This is a genomic window from Chthoniobacter flavus Ellin428 (assembly GCF_000173075.1).
Taxonomy (GTDB): Bacteria; Verrucomicrobiota; Verrucomicrobiia; order Chthoniobacterales; family Chthoniobacteraceae; genus Chthoniobacter; species Chthoniobacter flavus.
The window spans coordinates 1-18,625 of the sequence record NZ_ABVL01000002.1 but is presented as its reverse complement, the minus strand read 5'-3'; the positions used below and the strand labels follow the sequence as shown (position 1 = coordinate 18,625).

14 protein-coding genes are annotated in these 18,625 nt (G+C 62.0%); 8 read left to right on the top strand and 6 right to left on the bottom strand.

What is annotated here, in order from left to right; translation table 11 throughout:
- Nucleotides 1–44 precede the first annotated feature (44 nt).
- The gene (locus CFE428DRAFT_RS39490; protein WP_042724325.1) at nt 45–365 is read right to left on the bottom strand and encodes a hypothetical protein; all 321 of its coding nucleotides are present in this window, start codon (nt 363–365) and stop codon (nt 45–47) included.
- Nucleotides 366–372: 7 nt separating this feature from the next.
- On the opposite strand from CFE428DRAFT_RS39490, the gene CFE428DRAFT_RS02925 reads away from it, so the two are divergent.
- The 4 genes from CFE428DRAFT_RS02925 (at nt 373) to CFE428DRAFT_RS02910 (ending at nt 4,719) form a co-directional block, all read left to right on the top strand.
- Complete coding sequence (locus tag CFE428DRAFT_RS02925) at nt 373–669, top strand: hypothetical protein (RefSeq protein WP_006977935.1); 297 nt, start codon at nt 373–375, stop codon at nt 667–669.
- A 156-nt stretch (nt 670–825) separates the two neighbouring features.
- Nucleotides 826–1,674 (top strand): MNIO family bufferin maturase, encoded by an 849-nt coding sequence (bufB, locus tag CFE428DRAFT_RS02920; protein ID WP_006977934.1) that lies wholly within the window; start codon nt 826–828, stop codon nt 1,672–1,674.
- A gap of 39 nt (nt 1,675–1,713) precedes the next feature.
- Nucleotides 1,714–2,580 (top strand): HvfC/BufC N-terminal domain-containing protein, encoded by an 867-nt coding sequence (locus tag CFE428DRAFT_RS02915; RefSeq protein ID WP_006977933.1) that lies wholly within the window; start codon nt 1,714–1,716, stop codon nt 2,578–2,580.
- A 192-nt stretch (nt 2,581–2,772) separates the two neighbouring features.
- The gene (locus CFE428DRAFT_RS02910; protein WP_006977932.1) at nt 2,773–4,719 is read left to right on the top strand and encodes a YjhG/YagF family D-xylonate dehydratase; all 1,947 of its coding nucleotides are present in this window, start codon (nt 2,773–2,775) and stop codon (nt 4,717–4,719) included.
- Between the two features lie 129 nt (nt 4,720–4,848).
- Here the strand turns inward: CFE428DRAFT_RS02910 and CFE428DRAFT_RS02905 are convergent, their stop codons facing one another.
- From CFE428DRAFT_RS02905 to CFE428DRAFT_RS02885, 4 genes are all read right to left on the bottom strand, one after another.
- Nucleotides 4,849–6,132 carry an FG-GAP repeat domain-containing protein gene (locus tag CFE428DRAFT_RS02905; RefSeq protein WP_006977931.1) on the bottom strand — a complete coding sequence of 428 codons (1,284 nt, stop codon included), beginning with the start codon at nt 6,130–6,132 and terminating at the stop codon, nt 4,849–4,851.
- Between the two features lie 150 nt (nt 6,133–6,282).
- A complete protein-coding gene (locus CFE428DRAFT_RS02900) occupies nt 6,283–9,729 on the bottom strand; it encodes a hypothetical protein (protein ID WP_006977930.1) in 3,447 nt (1,148 codons plus the stop codon).
- A 7-nt stretch (nt 9,730–9,736) separates the two neighbouring features.
- On the bottom strand, nt 9,737–11,455 hold the full coding sequence (locus CFE428DRAFT_RS02890; RefSeq protein ID WP_006977929.1) for a GspE/PulE family protein: 1,719 nt from the start codon (nt 11,453–11,455) through the stop codon (nt 9,737–9,739).
- Nucleotides 11,452–12,492 carry a GspE/PulE/PilB domain-containing protein gene (locus CFE428DRAFT_RS02885; RefSeq protein WP_006977928.1) on the bottom strand — a complete coding sequence of 347 codons (1,041 nt, stop codon included), beginning with the start codon at nt 12,490–12,492 and terminating at the stop codon, nt 11,452–11,454. The genes CFE428DRAFT_RS02890 and CFE428DRAFT_RS02885 overlap by 4 nt, the downstream gene beginning before the upstream one ends.
- A gap of 283 nt (nt 12,493–12,775) precedes the next feature.
- Between CFE428DRAFT_RS02885 and hisI the strand changes: the two genes are divergently transcribed.
- From hisI to CFE428DRAFT_RS02865, 4 genes are all read left to right on the top strand, one after another.
- Nucleotides 12,776–13,162 carry a phosphoribosyl-AMP cyclohydrolase gene (gene hisI / locus CFE428DRAFT_RS02880; RefSeq protein WP_006977927.1) on the top strand — a complete coding sequence of 129 codons (387 nt, stop codon included), beginning with the start codon at nt 12,776–12,778 and terminating at the stop codon, nt 13,160–13,162.
- Nucleotides 13,159–14,694, top strand: a complete 1,536-nt coding sequence (gene trpE / locus CFE428DRAFT_RS02875; RefSeq protein ID WP_006977926.1) for an anthranilate synthase component I — start codon at nt 13,159–13,161, stop codon at nt 14,692–14,694. Before hisI ends, trpE begins: the two co-directional genes overlap by 4 nt.
- Nucleotides 14,695–14,799: 105 nt before the next feature.
- A complete protein-coding gene (locus tag CFE428DRAFT_RS02870; RefSeq protein ID WP_006977925.1) occupies nt 14,800–15,363 on the top strand; it encodes an anthranilate synthase component II in 564 nt (187 codons plus the stop codon).
- A 244-nt stretch (nt 15,364–15,607) separates the two neighbouring features.
- A complete protein-coding gene (locus tag CFE428DRAFT_RS02865; protein ID WP_042724322.1) occupies nt 15,608–18,217 on the top strand; it encodes a choice-of-anchor tandem repeat GloVer-containing protein in 2,610 nt (869 codons plus the stop codon).
- On the opposite strand, the gene CFE428DRAFT_RS02860 is transcribed toward CFE428DRAFT_RS02865, so the two are convergent.
- On the bottom strand, nt 18,214–18,625 hold a 412-nt coding region (locus CFE428DRAFT_RS02860), incomplete at its 5' end, for a transposase (protein WP_042724321.1). The two genes, CFE428DRAFT_RS02865 and CFE428DRAFT_RS02860, sit on opposite strands and share 4 nt — an antisense overlap.

The following is an 18,625-nucleotide window of genomic DNA, read 5'->3' as shown; positions in this document are numbered from 1 at the left end:
CTCATTCGATCCCCGCTCATCTTCCTGCTTTTGTATGGCCTTCGTCACGGGCGGACAGCGAAGCGCTTCATTCCATCTTCAGCGATACCGACAAGTTTTTTGCGGCGACCCCGTTCCTCTTCCTCTTCGCCTGCGTCCTCGTGTTCGCCTTCGGGCCGGGCGCTTTCTCCATCGACTATCTGCTCGGTAAAAAATTTCGCGGGGCTGCGTCCGGAACCACGACCGCCAACGCATAACATCCCAAACCCAATTTTGCGGGTGTAGAGCTGTGAGTCCTCACGGTTCGACAAACGCGGAAACCAAAGCCGGACGCTCGCGAGATCATCGAGGGCGACCGGCACATCAAAACCAAAACCAAAAGCCAAACCAGAAATGAAAAAGCAATCCTCCAGCAAAGCGCTGCTCGCCGGCGCCGCCATCGCGGGCCTTCTCTCCGGGGGCCTGACCGCCCAGGTCAACGCCGCCACCAACACCACGACCCACGCCACCGCGCCCACCGCCGGCGTCCTCGCCGACACGAAGGCCGAAACCCATGACTGCGCGGGCAAGAATTCCTGCAAGGGCAAGGGCGGCTGCAAGAGCGGGGACAACGGCTGCGCCGGCAAGAACTCCTGCAAAGGCAAGGGCGGCTGCGCCACCAAGGACGGCAAGCCCACCCACGGCAAGTAAGAGCTAGTCAATTCTCTCCGGGGCTCCGGCCACACTCAAAAGGCCGGAGCCCCGCACTCTGAATGCGGAATTCGGAATGCGGAGCGCGGAATAGTTGCTCCCAACTCGCTCCCTTCGTATTCCGAGTTCCGAACTCGACATTCCGCATTTCCTTCCATGCCCGCCAATCACTTCAACGCCCACACCGAATACGGAATCGGGATCGGTCTGCGCATTCCGCACTACGGGCATATCCTGGAGAAGAAACCCGTCGTCGATTGGTTTGAGATTATCTCGGAGAATTACATGGTCGACGGCGGACGACCGTTGCACGTCCTTGACCAAATCCTCGAGCAGTACCGCGTCGTGCAGCATGGCGTCTCGATGTATTTCGGCAATGCCGCCCGACCGAATCGCGATCATCTCCGCCGGCTCAAAAGGCTCGTCAAGCGCACGGGCACCCCGTGGCTGAGCGATCACCTCTGCTGGGGCAGCGTCGATGGCCGATTCACCCACGATCTTCTGCCCATGCCTTACAGCTGGGAAGCGGTCGAATGGACGGCCCGGAACATCCGCGAAGTGCAGGACACCCTCGGCATTCCGGTCGCCGTCGAGAATGTCAGCAGCTACGCCGAGTTTCATGCTTCGGAAATGACCGAGTGGGAATTTCTCAGCGAAGTCGTGGAGCGCGCCGACTGCGGCATCCTGCTCGACGTGAATAACATCTACGTCTCCTCGAAGAACCACGTTTTCGACCCATACGTCTATCTCGACGCCGTGCCCACCGAACGCGTGGCGCAAATTCACATCGCGGGTCACACCAAATTCGAGCGCTACATTCTCGATACCCACGATCATCCCGTCCTCAATCCAGTGTGGAAACTGTACGGCCACGCCATTCAGCGTATCGGCCGCACCGCCACACTCCTCGAATGGGACGACCGCATTCCCAGCTTCGACGAAGTCCACGCCGAGGCGCTCAAGGCGAACCGCTTTCTCCCTCACGCCAACACCATCGCCGCTTAGCCGCAGACGATAGACCCGCACCGCATTCGTCATTCTCCCATGCCGGCCCAACCTCCTCTCCGCGAATTTCAGCGCGCCATCACCAGCGCACTTTTTCGCCCGCTGAAATCCGACGAAGGCATGCGGGCCGCGGGCGCGGAGGTCGCCGAGCGCCTGGTCAAACCCAACGATCGCCTCACCGCTTTCGAACGGCTGCAGATCTACAACCAGCAGTATTGGTGGCGCCTCCTCGGCGCGTTCGGCGAAGATTTTCGCGGCCTGCGCGCCGTCCTCGGTGAGCGCAAATTCGACAAGCTCGCGGTCGCTTACCTCGAAGCTCACGGCTCCCGCTCCTGGACCTTGCGCAACCTCGGCTCCCACCTCGTTTCATTTCTCGAAGCGCACCCCGAATTTGTCCGGCCACGCGTCGAGCTCGCGCTCGATGTTGCCCGCGTCGAATGGGCCCGCGCGCTCGCTTTCGATGACCCGGAAAAGCCGGTCTTCACGGCGAAGCAAATCGCCCGGACTCCCGCGGACCGCCTCCACCTCGGCCTCCAGCCTTATCTGAATCTACTCGAGTTGCATCACCCAGTGGACGAGTTGATGCGCAACTTGAAGCGCACCGAGATCGCCGCGGTCAGCAACGCCGTCTCCGCCACGCACACGCGACGCCGCAAAGTAGTCACCGTCCGCCGCAGCCGCACACCCGTCTATCTCGCCATCCATCGAGTCAATTTCTCCGTCTACTACAAGCGCCTCGATCCCGAAGCCTACCAACTGCTCATCGCCCTCCGTTCCGGCGCGACGTTGGACGAAGCCTGCGCGACGGCTTTTGCCGGCAGCAAAGAGCTGCCCGCACAAAGCGCCGCCCGAATTCAGGAATGGTTCGCCCGCTGGATGGAGTTCGGCTGGTTCTGCAAACCGTAGGCCTCCTTGGAGCGAACAGCAGCGGATGTGACAGCGGTGCCGTTGGTTAACAGTGATGATCGGTCCTGAATAGGTTCGTCTGATAGAGCCATGCACCAGGGCTTTCCGCCATCTGCCATCTACGATTTGTCATCGCCCGCCCGCGCATCCCAGTAGCGGCTTCGTCTTCCTTGCGCTACAAACACTCGATCCATGCCCGGCCACGACCTCTTTCCCGACGACCCCTCCATCTATGAATTGCGCACCCGCGCCCCCGGACCGGCCGGCGCCTTGCCGCTCACCGAAGATCTCCTGCGCACCGCCCCCAGCGGCGATCTCTTCGGTCTGACCCAAAATGTCGGCATGGGCTGGGAACCCGAGCGGGCCAACGACCGCCAGTTCCTCATCCTCAGCACCGCTGGCGGACTACGGGCGCCGGACGGCAAACCGATCGCCCTCGGCTTCCATACCGGCCATTGGGAAATCTCGCTCCAGGTCGAAGCCGCCGCCCGCGAACTGCGCGCCCTCGGCGCGACCCCGTTTGCCGCCGCCGTCAGCGATCCCTGCGATGGCCGCTCCCAAGGCACCGCCGGCATGTTCGACTCGCTGCCCTATCGCAACGATGCCGCGATCGTCCTGCGCCGCCTCATCCGCTCCCTGCCGCGCCGCTCCGGCGTCCTCGGCGTAGCGACCTGCGACAAAGGACTGCCCGCCATGATGATGGCCCTCGCCGGTTCCCCCGACTTGCCGTGCATCATCGTTCCCGGCGGCGTCACCCTCCCGCCAAGCGATGGCGAGGACGCCGGTGCCGTGCAAACGATCGGCGCCCGCTTTTCGCGCGGACTGCTCTCGCTGAAGGAAGCCTCCGAGCTCGGTTGCCGGGCCTGCGCCTCACCCGGCGGCGGCTGTCAATTCCTCGGCACCGCGGCGACTTCGCAAGTCGTCGCCGAGGCGCTCGGTATCGCCCTGACCCACAGCGCCCTCGCTCCGTCGGGCTCAGCCGTGTGGCGGGAAATCGCCACCCGCAGCGCCCGGGCGGTTTCGCATCTGGCCGAGCGCGGCATTCGCATCCGGGACATTCTCACTCCCGCCGCCATCCGCAACGCCATGACCGTGCACGCGGCCTTTGGCGGGTCGACCAATCTCCTGCTTCACATCCCAGCCATCGCGCACGCCGCCGGTCTGCCTCGGCCGGCGGTGCAGGATTGGATCGCCGTCAACCGTGCCACCCCGCGCCTGGTCGATGTCCTGCCCAACGGCCCGCAGTACCATCCCACGGTCCGCGCCTATCTGGCGGGCGGCGTTCCGGAAGTCATGCTCCACCTGCGAGCGCTCGGATTGCTCGACACCAGTGTCCTCACGGCCACCGGAAAGACGCTCGGCGAGAACCTCGACCTGTGGGACAAAAGTGCGCGCCGGGAACGCTTCCGTGCGTTGCTCACCGAGCGCGATGGCGTGGCGCCGGACGACGTCATCATGGCACCCGAACAGGCTCGCGCTCGCGGCCTCACTGGCACGTTGGTCTTCCCGACGGGCAACCTCGCGCCACAGGGTTCGGTCATCAAGGCGACCTCGATTTCGCCCGACGTGGTCGGTGCCGATGGCGTTTACCGTCACACCGGTTCCGCGCGGGTTTTTACGTCCGAAGCCTCCGCCATCGCCGCTTTGCGCGAAGGCAAGATTCAAGCGGGCGACGTGATGGTCCTGGCGGGAATTGGGCCATTAGGGACTGGCATGGAAGAGACTTACCAAATCACCAGTGCGTTAAAAGCGCTGCCCTTCGGCAAGCATGTTGCGCTGCTCACTGATGCCCGCTTTTCCGGAGTTTCTACGGGGGCCTGTGTCGGTCACATCGGACCGGAAGCCCTGGCGGGAGGACAATTAGGAAAAGTCCGTGAAAACGATATTATTTCATTGATGATCAACAGAATATCAATGGAAGGAGAAGTCGATTTCATCGGCTGCGATGGCCGGTCCTTCTCCCCGGAGGAGGGCGCGGCCATCCTCAACCAACGCGCTACCCATCCCGCCCTGGCGCCTCACCCCGACCTGCCCGACGACACCCGAATCTGGGCCGCGCTCCAACAGGCCAGCGGCGGCACTTGGGGTGGTTGCGTCTACGACACGGAAAGCATTCTCGGTGCATTGACGAAGTCGTAGGCCGCGCCTTTTTGTCGCTTGCCAAGTCGATGGATTTACGTCTTCCGGAGCGCGCCATTCGGTCACACTAGCCCCCTTCCTGCCGTTCGCTCAATAGCCGCTCATCCGGCTACGCACGATCAGCGGCCATCAAGGCCTCGGCGGCGGTGCGGTATCGTTGAAATAGATCTTCACGTTGTGCGTCCGACGACCGCTGGCGATGATGTCGAGTTTACCATTGCCGTTGAGGTCGGCGATTTGCAGATCCTCGCAGGCCATGCCGTTCGGGTCGAGTACGGTCTCACGCCACTGCTCCCCTTTGGCATCAAGCGGCGCCCAAACCGCGACGCCGATCGGGGTATCGACCGTCCCGCCTTTGCCGCGCCATCCGACGGCGATTTGGTCTGAAGCACTCACGCCCGGATATCCACCGAGGAGATTGCCGCAGGCCAGAGCGTGACCTTCCACCAGCTTGTCAGTCAAAAGCTGGCGCTTCAATACAGTGGCGCCATTGGCCGCTTTCTGTGGCAGGTAGACCGCCAGCATGTTGCCATGCATCGGCTCCACGGTGGTGATGAACTGCACCCCATTGACCAGTGAACCAACGCGGACTTCGCCCACTCCAGCCGGCAAATCGCCAGCCATCACCGGCGCCGTGGCTTCCCACTGCGTTTTGCCTGGGCGGAAAGACATGAGCCCTTCTTTGCCACCGAGCAGAATGCGGTCGGCCATGTTTCTTCCGCCGGCTGAGGCGACCGAGAGCCGCACGAAATTGTGCGTCATGTGAAAGGTATCGGCGACGACTTCCGAGGGCCATTCCGCACGCGGATCGGCGGGTGGATGATAGAGCAACACTTTGGCCGGCGCGCCCTCGCCGTTCTTGTTGCCACGCCCGTGCAACGGCGCCACGAGCAGCCCCCACTTGCCATCGGCCACCTTGATCCAACGCATCCGATGCGTGGTCGGCTCGACCGCCGGAAATTTCACCGGCGTCCACGGTTGGGTGCGATCCGCGGGCGGGATGAGATAAAAGACCGCGCCGCTCTTCTCGGTATCCGACGGCTTCCACGCCGCGCCGACGGCGATCTCGCACTTGCCGTCGCCATCGATGTCCTGCGCGGCGATGCAGACGTTGTCGTCTTCGGTGAGATTTTCCGCGAGCAGGTACTTGTGCCAGGCGGCGGGGTCACGCGCCTGACTCGGGCCGGGATTGCGATACCAGACGAATTGCTTTTTGTCCGCCAGCAGGATGTCGGGATGGCCGTCGCCATCCACATCGGCAATGGCGAGGCCGTAACCGATCTGGATGTGATCATCGAGCGTGATGGCGGTGAACTTCGGTTCCGGTGACTCGGCAGCTACGGCACTGCCCCCGAGGGCAAACATCCACGCCGCCAGTCCGAGCCCCGCGATGGGATTGATGGAGGGTTTCATGGGGAGAACAGCAGACGCGTTGGCCGCGGCATACGGCCATCCGATCTGCTCAAGGGATGACCTTAAATGAAATCACCGGGGACTCCAAGTCTCCAAGTTTCCACTGCATCATAGCAGAGGCACGCAGGTATCTCCAAACGGCGGCAAACTCTACCGCGAGAGCTCGTCGGCGAGCGCCACCAGCTTTTCGCGGACACCGGGGACGAAGGAACGCGGGCGGTGAACGGCGCAAAGACTCAGGCCATTGCGCTCGAAGAAACTCACCGAGTATGCGTCGCCGTAAAGGGTGAAGTGCTTGAGTTGCCCAATCGGCATGCGGCCGGCCGCTTCGCCGACGCGCGGCGCAAGACCGAGCAACGCTGCCAAATCAAAGCCATCGGGCAACGTGCCGCCGGTGGAGGCCTGGTCGCGCGTGGCGATGACGCACGCATAGACGCCGGGCAGCGCCGCCGCGAGGTGGCTGATCTTCGGCAGGTCGAGCGTTTCCTCGGTCATGAAGAGCGCCTGCACGGCGTCTTGATCGAAGCGCCGGAGTGGCAGCGAGGGCGGCGGAAGGACTTCAACATGCACCGGCGCAGCCGGGATTTTCGGCAGTGGGAAAAGCGGATGCGGCGGCGGTGGCGGGGTCGCGGCAGCGGACGGCTCCGTCGGTGTGGATGCAGTGGGCTCTTCCTCGGTCGGCACGGCTGCGGGAGCAGGCACTTCTTCCGCGGCGGCAACGGGCTCTTCGGCCTTGAGTTCGACCGGCGCAGGTGTCCCGGCATGTGGTCCAGTCGATTCGGATGCCTTGGGCTCTTCGATTGGTGCCACCGTCTCACGGAAATTCAGCGGGACGTGCTCGGCGATCGTAGCCGCGACGGCGGTTACCGCCAGGCCTTCCACGATTGGCAACTCACGGTGCTCTTCCTCGCCTGCGGGCTTTTCCGGGGCCGCTTTCCCGGAGGCTTCGGCGGACGCCTTGGGTGCTGAAGGTTCCGCACCGGGAATGTCCACATGCACGACCTCAGCCAATGCCGGGGCGTAGGTGGTTTCGTGGGCAAGGCTTTCCGCCAGATCCGCGAAAGGCACGGGCTCGTCGGAGAAATGCGCGATGTCGGGCGCATTATGTTCGTCGGCAAGAGCAATCAGTTCCGCGCTCGGTTCGGAATCGGAAGGCATTGCCGTCGGAGTTGATTCAGCAGGCGTAACGCCGGTCTCGTGAGCCACCGCTGGAGACGTGACTTCCCGTGCGGAAGCAGCGGCTGTCTCTTCTTTTGCAACAACCGATACAGTCCCCGGCGCAGTAGCCGCATTCGCGGGAGTGGCCGCGGCGGCGGGCGATTCCGCCAGCCCAGCGAGCACCGATGGCGGCTCGACTTTCGCCGGCTGCTCCGGCTCCGGCGCAGGCGAAGACGAAGGCGTAAATCCAAAGATTGGCGGCGGAACGAAATGCGGCCGGAACACCGGCGGCTGCAAAACGAGCCTGGCCGGCGCATCGCTGCTCGGGGCCGCGTTGACCGCGCTCGGCTGAACGGGCAACGGCGGCGGCGTAAATTCCGCCGCCAACGCAACCGGCGGTGGCTCGGAAGCCGCAGTTGCCGCCACAGCGGGAATCGGTGGCGGCTCGACAGGAGTGGGCGTCACTTCCACCGCGGGCGGCACGGACGGCATGGTCGCTTGTTCCGCCGTCAAACGCTCGGGCAAATCCGCTGCCGGCAAAACTGTTTCCGTGGCGAGGTCGGGTGCCGCTTCCTCCTCAGCGACCGCCGGAACGACCGGCAACGGCGGCGGCTCGACAGCAATGGGCGGCGTTGACGATTCGACCGCTTTCGCGTCCCCAAGCTTGGGCGCCTCTTCCGGTTTCGGTTCGACGGCCGCAACGGCCGGCGCCGGCAACGCGGGCGGAACGACCGGTTCCTCCGCCTTCGGCGCCGGTGCGACTTCGGCGATCGGCGGGGCCGGAATCACCGGAGCGGGCGGCGCGGCGGGGGCCAGCACCACGGGCGGTGGCGTGGGATTCACCGGTGTGAGTTCCTGCTTCGGCGACGGCAGGTTTTGGAAAACTTCCTCGAGCGGAATCGGCACTTTGACGCCGACCTTCGCGATGAAATATTTGTGATAGATTTCCGGCAGCGCAACGATGAAGCGAAGCGCGCTGATCTCCACGTGGCCTTTGATCAATTGACGATCGATCGGCGCAAATGGCAGCGTGATCCGAACACTGTCATCCACCTGTGGCAGTTCGCTCACGATGATTTCCCGCGGGCATTGCTTGAGAATCGCGGCGAGGCTCAGGTGAATCTTCTCCTCATCCGGATCGATATCCGGCGACTCGATGGGCGCGAGCTTCGGCGCATCGCCAGAGGACTCGAGGGGCTGCTCAATTTCGATCTCGGGCGTGCCGGAATCCACATGCTCCCCGGCTTTCGCCGGCACATCCGTACCCCAGTCGATGACAATCTTCTGCGGCTCGGCGACCTTCGGCGGCTCAATCACCACAGGCGGTGGTCCAACCGGCGCAGCGGATGCCAGGGGTGGAGTGGGTGCGAGAGGAACCGAGGAAACGAGCGCAGGCGCAGGCGGAGCGGGCGCGACTGGGACATAGATCTCCCCGTTTTCGAACACGACCGGCGGCTCGATCGGCTTGACGGCCACTTTCACCTCAGCGAGTGACGGCGGTAGTGGCGTAGGCTCGGGAACAGACACCGGAACGGGAATAGGAGTGATGACAGGCGGCTCGGGAGTCACCGAAACCGGCGTCATTTGCACAGCAGGCGGCGGACCAAGAATGACGGGAGCCGCGGGCGCCTGCTCCACTACCGCTTTCAATTCGATCGGTTTCTGCACCGCGACCGGTTCGGCCAGAACGATCGGCGGCGCTTGCGGAGGTGGTGGCGTCACTACGCGCACGACCGATTCCGTCCCCATCGGCACCACCACAGGCGTGGGAACAGCCGCCACCGGTTCCACTCTCGTCGCCTCGACCTGGACCTCAATCGGCACGACCGGCTTCGCGGCCGGCGGCGCGCTCGCGGCAATGGCTGGGAGCTCGACCTTTTCCACTACCGAGGTCTTCGGCTGCGAACGCAGCAGGCCGATCTGCTCGACCAGCTTTTGCAGCGGCAACCGGATTTCCATGTCCTCGTGCGGACCGACTTGTTTGGCAAAAATCTCCGGAGCCAGTTGCGAGATGCGCGACAGTGGGACAGCGGCGCGGCCACGAGCGATATCCGAGGAAAGGTCGTTGATCTTGAAGCGCAGTTCCCGTTTCGGGTCATGCATCCCGGGCTTCAATAATTGCGTGGGGATACGCGACAGGACATCACCCAGCGTGAGCACGATTTCGTCCGCTGCCGGCGGCGGTGCCACGGTCGAGGCCACGACCGGTTTGCGATCGGCGGGCTTGGAAATTCCCGAGCGCGGAGCCGGCGTCAGCCCGGGCGCCCCGCGCGGAACGTAGTTCTTGGGATGCAGAAAGGCGGAAGGGTCCGCCTTCTGGGGCGTCGGCGTACGCGGCCCTCCCTCGGTCGGTTTGGCATCCCCCTCCAGGGCATGCCCTACCACCTTTTCTTCACCGGCCGGTGCTTTGCTTTTGAAAAGATGGTCAAATAACCCCATGAGGACGTTAGTGGTCTTCTGCGGTTACCCGCAGAATTTCCTCCAACGTCGTAACTCCCTCGCGGGCTTTGTCAATCCCGACCATACGTAGGGTCTTCATTCCCTCACTCACGGCCTGATTTTTGATGACTGCTGCCGAGGCACGTTTAATAATCAGGCGGCGGATGGTTTCCGAGACGGGTAACACCTCGATAATAGCCGCGCGGCCTACGTAGCCACGGCGTTTACAGCGGTCGCAGCCCGCCCCTTGATAGAAGGTCGTGTTGTCGTCCTGAATCTCCAGCTTGGCCAGCAATTCGGGCTCGGGCTGGAACTCCTCACGGCAGTTCGGGCACACCCGGCGGACCAGACGTTGCGCACAGGTGAGCAGCACCGAAGACGAAATGAGGAACGGCTCGATGCCCATGTCGTCCAAACGGGAAATGGCGCCTGCGGCGTCGTTCGTGTGGAGCGTGGACAGCACCTGGTGACCGGTGAGCGCGGCTTTCACCGCGATGTCGGCGGTTTCGTTGTCACGAATCTCACCGATCATGACGATGTCCGGATCCTGACGCAGAATCGAGCGCAGGGCGTCGGCGAAGCTCAGGCCGATGTCGGCCTTTACCGCCACCTGATTGATGCCCGAGAGTTGGTATTCGATCGGGTCCTCGACGGTGACGATGTTGTATTCTGGATTGTTCAGTTCACTGAGCACCGAATACAGCGTGGTCGTCTTGCCGGAACCGGTCGGGCCGGTGACGAGAATCATCCCGTGCGGCGCGTCGACGGCCTTCCTGAAGATGCCGAGGGTGTACTCGTCCATGCCGAGCTGGTCGATGGAACCGGAAAGTGCGCCCTTGTCGAGGAGACGGATAACGATCTTCTCGCCATAGGTCGTCGGGAGAACCGAGATACGAAGATCGACTTCCTTGCCCGACACACGAATACGGAAACGACCGTCCTGCGGCAGACGGCGTTCGGCGATGTCGAGGCCGGCGAGAATCTTGATACGCGAGGCGATCGGCAACTGCAGCGCCTTCGGCGGCGAACTGGCTTCGACGAGCGCGCCGTCCACGCGATAGCGCAGCTTGAGCTGTTTCTCGAAGGGCTCGATGTGAATATCCGAAGCCTTCTCCTTGAGCGCCTGCACGAGGATGAGGTTCACGATCTTGACCACCGGCGCGTCCTCGCTTTCCACCGCGAGCCGGTCGAGATCGATTTCCTCGCGCTTCTGCTTCACCTCCTCGACGTTCGCCTCCGCCTGCGCCTGGTTGGCGGCTTCCTTCAGCACCTGGTCCATCTGCGAGCCCGCACTGCCCACGCCGCTGAGCGCCTCGGTCACGCTGCGCTCCGTCGTGATCATCGGCACGATCTCGAGCTTCGTGCGCTGGCGCAGGTCGTCGAGCGCGAGCACGTTCAGCGGATCGGCCATCGCCACGAACAGCTTGTTCCCGAGTTTGCACACGGGAGCGAGCTTGTACATGCGCGCCATGTCCTTCGGCACAAGCTCCTGCACGTTCTCCGGGACACGGACCTTGGAAAGATTGATCGGCGGAACATCCAGGCAGCGGCCCATGGAGATGACCATGTCCTGCTCAGTGACGTATTGCTTGTCGGTCAGCAGCTTGAGCAGCCGGCCGCCCTGCTTCTTCTGCAGGTCCATGGCCTCGGCAAGCTGGCTGGGCAGGAGCAACCCATCCTCGATCAAGACATCCGCGATGCGTTCGCCAAAAGACTTAATGCTCATTTTTCAATCCGGTAAGTGTCGCCCAGCGCCTTCAAAATGGCCTGCGGTGAGGCCAGGTGCCATTGCACGTTGTAGTCCAGGAGTTGCTGCACCGCCTCTTTGCCGAGAGAGTCAAAAGGATTGGCCATCGCGATCATCACCGTGCGGCTGATGATATCGAACGGGACAATCAACCGGCCGATACTGAGACTCTCCGGCAGCATCTTCACGACGGAACGATCGACGTCGTAGTATTCGAGCGGGATGTAGGCGAACTTCGAGCGATCCACGATGCTGGCCAGTAGTGCCTCCTGCTCAATCGCGCCGCGGCGGGAAATTTCATCGACCAGCGAGGTCGCCGCCACGTTCGGAGCGAGATCCTTGTTCTTCTTCTGCACGCGCTCGAGGGCCGAACTCACGACTTCCTCGGTGACGAGCCGGTGCTGGATCAGGAACTTGGCGAGGGCCTCGTTCCCGTCGTCCGCCATGTTGATATTGAGTTGTTCTCCATGGCCACCGGCCAGGCGCATGCTGTGGCCGCCCTCGGGCCGCATCGTCGCGGCCGTGGTCATCAGCGTTCCGCCGTCGGAAGAAACAGTGCGAAAATCGAGATTGATGCCAGAGGGAGGCGGGATCGTGCCGGAAGGCAAACCACCAGCGAGCCCAGGCGGCGGCTGCAGCACCGAAGGCGTGGCCTGCGCGGACGGCATGGCCATCGCGGCGGGAGGCTTCAGTTGCCCGCTCTTCTGCAGCTTCTCCTCCACATCGCCGAGGGCGACGATCACTTCCCCATTGTCCGGCTCCTTTTGCAGGATGCCCTCATATTCGAGCATCGCGGCGGAAAACTGGCCCAATTCCACATAGGTGTCCGCCAGGCGGCGGGCGACCTGCAGAGCTTCCTTCTGCTTCCCGACACGCTGGTACGCATCCTTCAGGATGTCCATCGATTGGCAATCCTGCGGATTCGCCTGCGTGATGACCTCGAACATTTCGATGGTCTGCAGAATCTGCTCCTGCTCTTCAGATGATAGTGTCGGCGGACTGGCAGTGCTCAGCATACGTCGCCTTAAAGTGTAGCTACTTTTGTGCCTTTGGCCAGTAGCTCTGAAGAATGAGAAAATCAGAGGTGGAAAAAAGTGTTTGCGCCCCCTGTAAGCCGCGCTTATACGAAGCCCGTGAATTTCACTCTGCATTGGTGGCAACTCTAGACGGGCCCACGGCTCGCGCTCTCCGCGCGAACCGGGTCGTCGCCACCTGCGCGCCGAACTTTCGCCCGATGATTCCAGTCCGAATCGTCGGGCTTTTTTTTCGCTTTTTTAACCTTTCCTTCATTTTCACACCATGACTCTCCCAAATCTGAAATACACCGCCGACGGCCTCATCCCCGCCATTGTTCAGGACGTGAAAACCAAGCGGGTGCTGATGATGGCCTGGATGAATGCGACTTCGCTCGAGGCCACGCTCCAGACCGGCTTCATGAACTACTGGAGCCGCTCCCGACAGAAGTTCTGGCTCAAGGGCGAGACCAGCGGTCACACCCAGAAGGTCGTCCGCTGGGCCGTCGATTGCGACGCCGACACGCTCCTCTTCGAGGTCGAGCAGATCGGCGGCGCCTGCCACACCGGTTTCGAGAGCTGCTTTTTCCAGGCCTATTCGCCCGAAGGTACGCCGCTCGAGATCACGGAAGAAAAACTCTTCGATCCCGAAAAAACTTACGCCTCAAAATGAATACGCCGCTCAAGCCCTCACTCGCCGAATTTCGCGAGTTGGCAAAACGCGGGAACCTGATTCCCATTTTCACCGAACTCATCGCCGACGCCGAGTCGCCGGTCTCCGCTTTCCAGAAGATCGACGACGGCGGATACTCGTTCCTCTTCGAGTCGGTCGAGAAAAGCGACCAGGCCGGCCGCTATTCCTTCGTCGGCGGTCAGCCGCGGATCACCTTTGAGAGCCGCGGTCGCACGATTCGCATTACCGATAACGGCCAGGTCCGCGAATTCGAGACCACGCGCGACCCGCTGCACGAGCTCGAGGCGCTGATGAAGCATTACACCTTCGTCCCCTCGCCCGCGCTGGAGGAGTCACGTTTCGCCGGCGGTGCCGTCGGTTATCTCGGCTACGACATGGTGCGGTTCTTCGAACCGACCATTCCCGCCGCGCCGAAGGATGAGCTCAATCTCCCGGAGAGCTTCTTCTTTCTCGCGGAGACGCTGATCATCTTCGATCACCGCACCCGCCGTCTGCGGATCGTCGCCAATGCCTTCGTCGCCGACGGCAATATCGAAGCCGCCTATGCGCAAGCCGCGGAGAAAATCACTGCGCTCGTGGCCAAGCTCAACCAACCCACGCATCTCCCGCCGATCTTCGTCGATCACGAGCCGCAACCGGTCACGCCGACGGCGAATACCACGCGCGACGAGTACATGCAGATGGTCCGCGACGGCATGGAATACATCCGTGCCGGGGATATCTTCCAATTTGTTCCGTCCCAGCGCTTCGAGACCGAATATCAAGGCGACCCGCTCACGCTTTATCGCGCGCTGCGTTTCGTGAATCCGTCGCCCTACATGTTCTGCCTGAAATTCGCCCCTTCGACAGGCTCAGGGCAGGCGGGCGCATTTTCCCTCGTGGGTAGTTCTCCCGAAGTCCACGTCCGCGCCATCGACGGCCGCATCGACATTCGTCCCATCGCCGGCACCCGCCGCCGAGGGGCCAATGCCGCCGAGGACGACGCCAACGCCAAAGACCTCCTCGCCGATCCCAAGGAGCGGGCCGAGCATCTCATGCTCGTCGACCTTGCCCGCAACGACGTCGGCCGCGCCGCGCAATTCGGCACGGTGACGGTCAGCGACTTCATGACGATCGAGAAATACAGCCACGTCATGCACATCGTCTCCAACGTCCATGGCACTCTGCGCCCCGATCGCAGCGCCTACGACGTGATGCGGGCCACCTTTCCCGCCGGAACGGTCAGCGGCTCGCCCAAGGTCCGTGCCATGCAGATCATCAACCAACTGGAGAAAAGCAAACGCGGCGTCTACGCCGGCGCCGTCGGCTATTTCGGTTTCGACGGCAATAGCGACTCCTGCATCGCTTTGCGCACCGTTGTCCTCAAGGACGGCAAAGCCTATGTGCAGGCCGGAGCCGGCATTGTCGCCGACTCATCACCGGAGTCCGAACATCAGGAGTGCGTGAACAAAGCCATGGGTATGATGGCCGCTATCGCCCGGGCGAACAGATCTCTTAATCCTAATCTTTAATCGTTAATCCTTAATCCCGTCTGTTAGCCTTTAACATCCGATGCCAAACCTGAGGATTAACGATTAACGAACAAGGATTAAGGATTAAGAACCTCCTTCTTTCCCATGCTTCTCGTCATCGATAACTACGACAGCTTCACCTATAACCTGGTGCAGTACTTCGGAGAGTTGGGCGCCGATCTTCTCGTCAAACGAAACGACGAAATCACCCTCGACGAAATCGCCGCGCTCAAACCCGAGCGCATCTGCATCTCGCCTGGCCCCTGCACGCCGAATGAAGCGGGCATCAGCAACGAAGTCATCAAACGCTTCGGTCCCACGACTCCCCTGCTCGGCGTCTGCCTCGGCCATCAATGCATCGGCCACGTTTTCGGTGGCGACGTCATCCGCGCCGGCCGCCTCATGCACGGCAAAACCTCGCCGATTCTCCACAAGGGAACGGGCGTCTTCGCCGGCCTGCCCAACCCCTTCGAAGCCACGCGCTATCATTCGCTGATCGTCAAACGCGAGACCTTCCCGGCGGTATTGGAAATCAACGCCGAGACCGCCGAAGGCGAAATCATGGGCCTGCGCCATCGTGAGTTTCCCATCCACGGCGTGCAATTCCATCCCGAGTCCATCCTCACCCTCGAAGGCAAAAAGCTGCTGAAGAACTTTCTTTCGCTCTAGGCCGCCAGCACGGTCATCCCACCGGAGCAAAGGGAGGGAATCAGACGTTCGAACTCAGGACCATTTCGGCAGGGCGAGGCTCCGAGATTTCTTGAGTCTATCGCGATTTCGCGTAAGAAGGCGCGCTCGAAAAGGACTACGAATGAAACATTGCAAGGTCTCAAGGAAGTCGGACGGCGTTCTTAATCGCTCTACCGGAAACGAATTCTGCCGTTGGCTGTCGCCTGGGCTGTGCACGCTCGTCATGGCCCTCTGGCTGGGCCAGCCGTTGGCTGACCAAGCTGCTGTCCCCAGCACCACATCCCTTCCCGACAGCATCCGGGAAGTGCCGACCACCCCGGCGGGAGCAACTCCGAACCGGCGCAAGGCATTCATCGCGCGGACGGTCTTGAGCCAGGCAGAGAGTGATGCCAGGCTCGAATTCGAAGTCTCGCTGAAAATGCGGAACTTCGCCGACCTGCAGGCACGCGTTTCCCGCGGCGAAATCATTTCTCCCGCGGAGATGGCGAAGAAATATCATCCCTCCGCCGCCGACTATGCGAAGGTGATCCACTGGCTCGCTGATCAGGGATTCGAAATCACCGGCCAGGATTCCTACCGCCTCGCAGTATTCGCGCGCGGAACGGTGCGGCAAATTGAAGGCGCGCTTCATACCCGCTTTGCCCGCGTGGCCGTCGAGGGCCATGAATTCAGCTCTGCCGTCGGTGCGCCCAGCGTGCCGTCCGGGATCGCTCCTCTCGTCGTAGGCATCCACGGGCTGCAGCCCCATCTGCGAGCGCACAAGCATCTGGTGATGCAACCGGCGTCTTACACTTTTCCGGGCATGGCTCCCTATGGCCCGAACGAGGTGCTCACCGCCTACAATCGGACTTTCACCCCGAACAATGTCACCGGCTCCGGACAAACGATCGCCATCGTGATCGACACCTTCCCCGCAACCAGCGACCTCACTGCCTTTTGGACGGCGAACCATATTACCCAAACCCTCGATAACATCAGCTTCATCCAGGCCGTAGCCGGCACGCTGCCGTCTCCCTCAGGTGAGGAAACGCTCGATACGGAATGGGCCAGCTCCATCGCTCCTTCGGCAAAGGTCCGCGTCTACGCGACTACGGATCTCCAGCTCAATCATGTCGATCAAGCCTACCAGCAAATCTACGCCGACGTCACCGCTCACCCGGAATATGGAATTCACCAGGTATCCTTGAGTTATGGCATCGGCGAAACCGTGACCACCAGCAGCCAGGTGCAGACCGATGCGCAGTACTTTACGGAGCTGGCCAGCGCCGGCGTGACGGTGTTTGCCGCCACCGGCGACGGTGGCTCCACGCCGGACCAATCGGAAGGCAGTACTGGGCCGACCCAGGCGGAATCCCCGGCCACGGATCCCAATGTGACCGCAGTCGGTGGCACCACCCTGGCTTTCACCAACGGCGGCGGCGCAGTCGCTTCCGAAACCGCCTGGTCCCTGAGCGGCGGCGGCACCAGCATTTATTTTGACCGGCCAGCGTGGCAAACCGGCACTGGCCTTCCTGCCGGCACCAAACGCGCGGTTCCCGATGTCGCCGCGGTCGCCGATCCGACCACCGGTGCGTATGTGTATTTCAACGGAGCGCCTCGCATAGCGGGTGGTACGAGCTGGAGTTGCCCGACATGGGCCGGTTTCGCCGCGCTCCTCAACCAGGTCCGCATCAATGCCAATCTTTCACCGCTCGGCTCGATGGGGCCGAAAGTATACCCGCTGCTCGGTACGGATAACTTCCGCGACATCACCAGCGGAAATAACGGTTTCGCCGCCGGTCCAGGATACGACATGGTCACAGGCTGCGGCGTGCCCAGCCTGCGCTCGCTGATCCAGACTTTGGGCGCGTCGCCGATGACCGTCCTGCATACTTTCACCGACGGTACTGTGACCAACGACGGCTCCAGCCCCATTTCTGCGGTCATCCTGGGGAGCGATGGCAATTTTTATGGCGTCACCGGAAATGGGGGAAGTGCCGGCAAGGGCACGATCTTCAAGATGACACCGCAGGGCGCGATCACGATTCTGCATCACTTCGGTGACGGCAGTGTTCCCTTGGACGGGACGTCTCCCGTGGGCATCACGCAGGGCCCGGACGGCAATTTCTACGGAACCACCTATCAGGGAGGCACCGTCAACGCGCTGGGTAACTATGCGGGAACGATCTTCAAAATGACACCGCAGGGCGTGGTCACGATTCTGCATGACTTCGGAAACAGTGGCGTCACGAAGGATGGCAATCTTCCTTCCGGACCTTTGTGTCTGGCGACCGATGGCAATTTCTATGGAACCACCCAAGCGGGCGGCGCGGGAAGCACCGGAGCCGTTTTCAAGATCACGTCCCAAGGCGTCTACACCTTTTTGCATAGCTTTGGCTCACCAGTGGACGATGGCGGCCATCCCTCCTCCCTGATTCAAGGCTCCGACGGGAATTTTTACGGCACCACTTCCAACAGCGGACCGATTGGTGGTGGCACCGTCTTCGTGATGACGCCACAAGGTGCGACCACCACGTTGCATTCCTTTCCTGATGCCAACGTCGACCACGATGGCGAGTTTCCAGAGGCTCCCCTCATTCAAGGCAGCGACGGCAATTTCTATGGCACTACTTCCAATGCAGGCGTCTCCGGCTATGGAAATGTTTTCCGAATCACTCCGCAGGGGGTAATTACCATTTTGCACCAATTCAAGGACGGGAGCGTCCTCAATGATGGAGGGGCTCCGAAGGCAGGATTACTGCAGGGTTCCGATGGCAACTTTTACGGCACGACCACCACCGGCGGCAACGTCAACCGCGGCGTGATCTTTAAAATGGCCGCTTCGCTGTTTTAAGTGGGTGAAAGGGAGGGGAGGTGAAGTTGGAGGCGGCCGGCTTTGAGCAGAGCCATGAGGCGGAAGTTGCGGAAAGAACGAAAGCCGCGAGCCATGCGTTTGGCCAGTTGGAGCAGACCGTTGATCGCCTCGATCACGCCGTTGGTGACACGGGTTTCCAGGAAAGCCACGATCCCGTCCCAATGTTCCATGACGCTGTCGGCCAGTTTGCGAAAGGGGACCAATCGAGATCGTCTGGCACGAGTCACCCACCAGCGCAGGGCCACCGCATCTTCGCCGGCCAGCACGTCCTGGAAGGTTTCGCGCAACATCATGGCCCGGCCCAGTTTGGGATATTGGGTGCAGAGTTGCTGGCGGTGCGCGAGTTGTTCCTCCGAGCGCGTCCAACTGTTGCCTCGGATCGCCCAA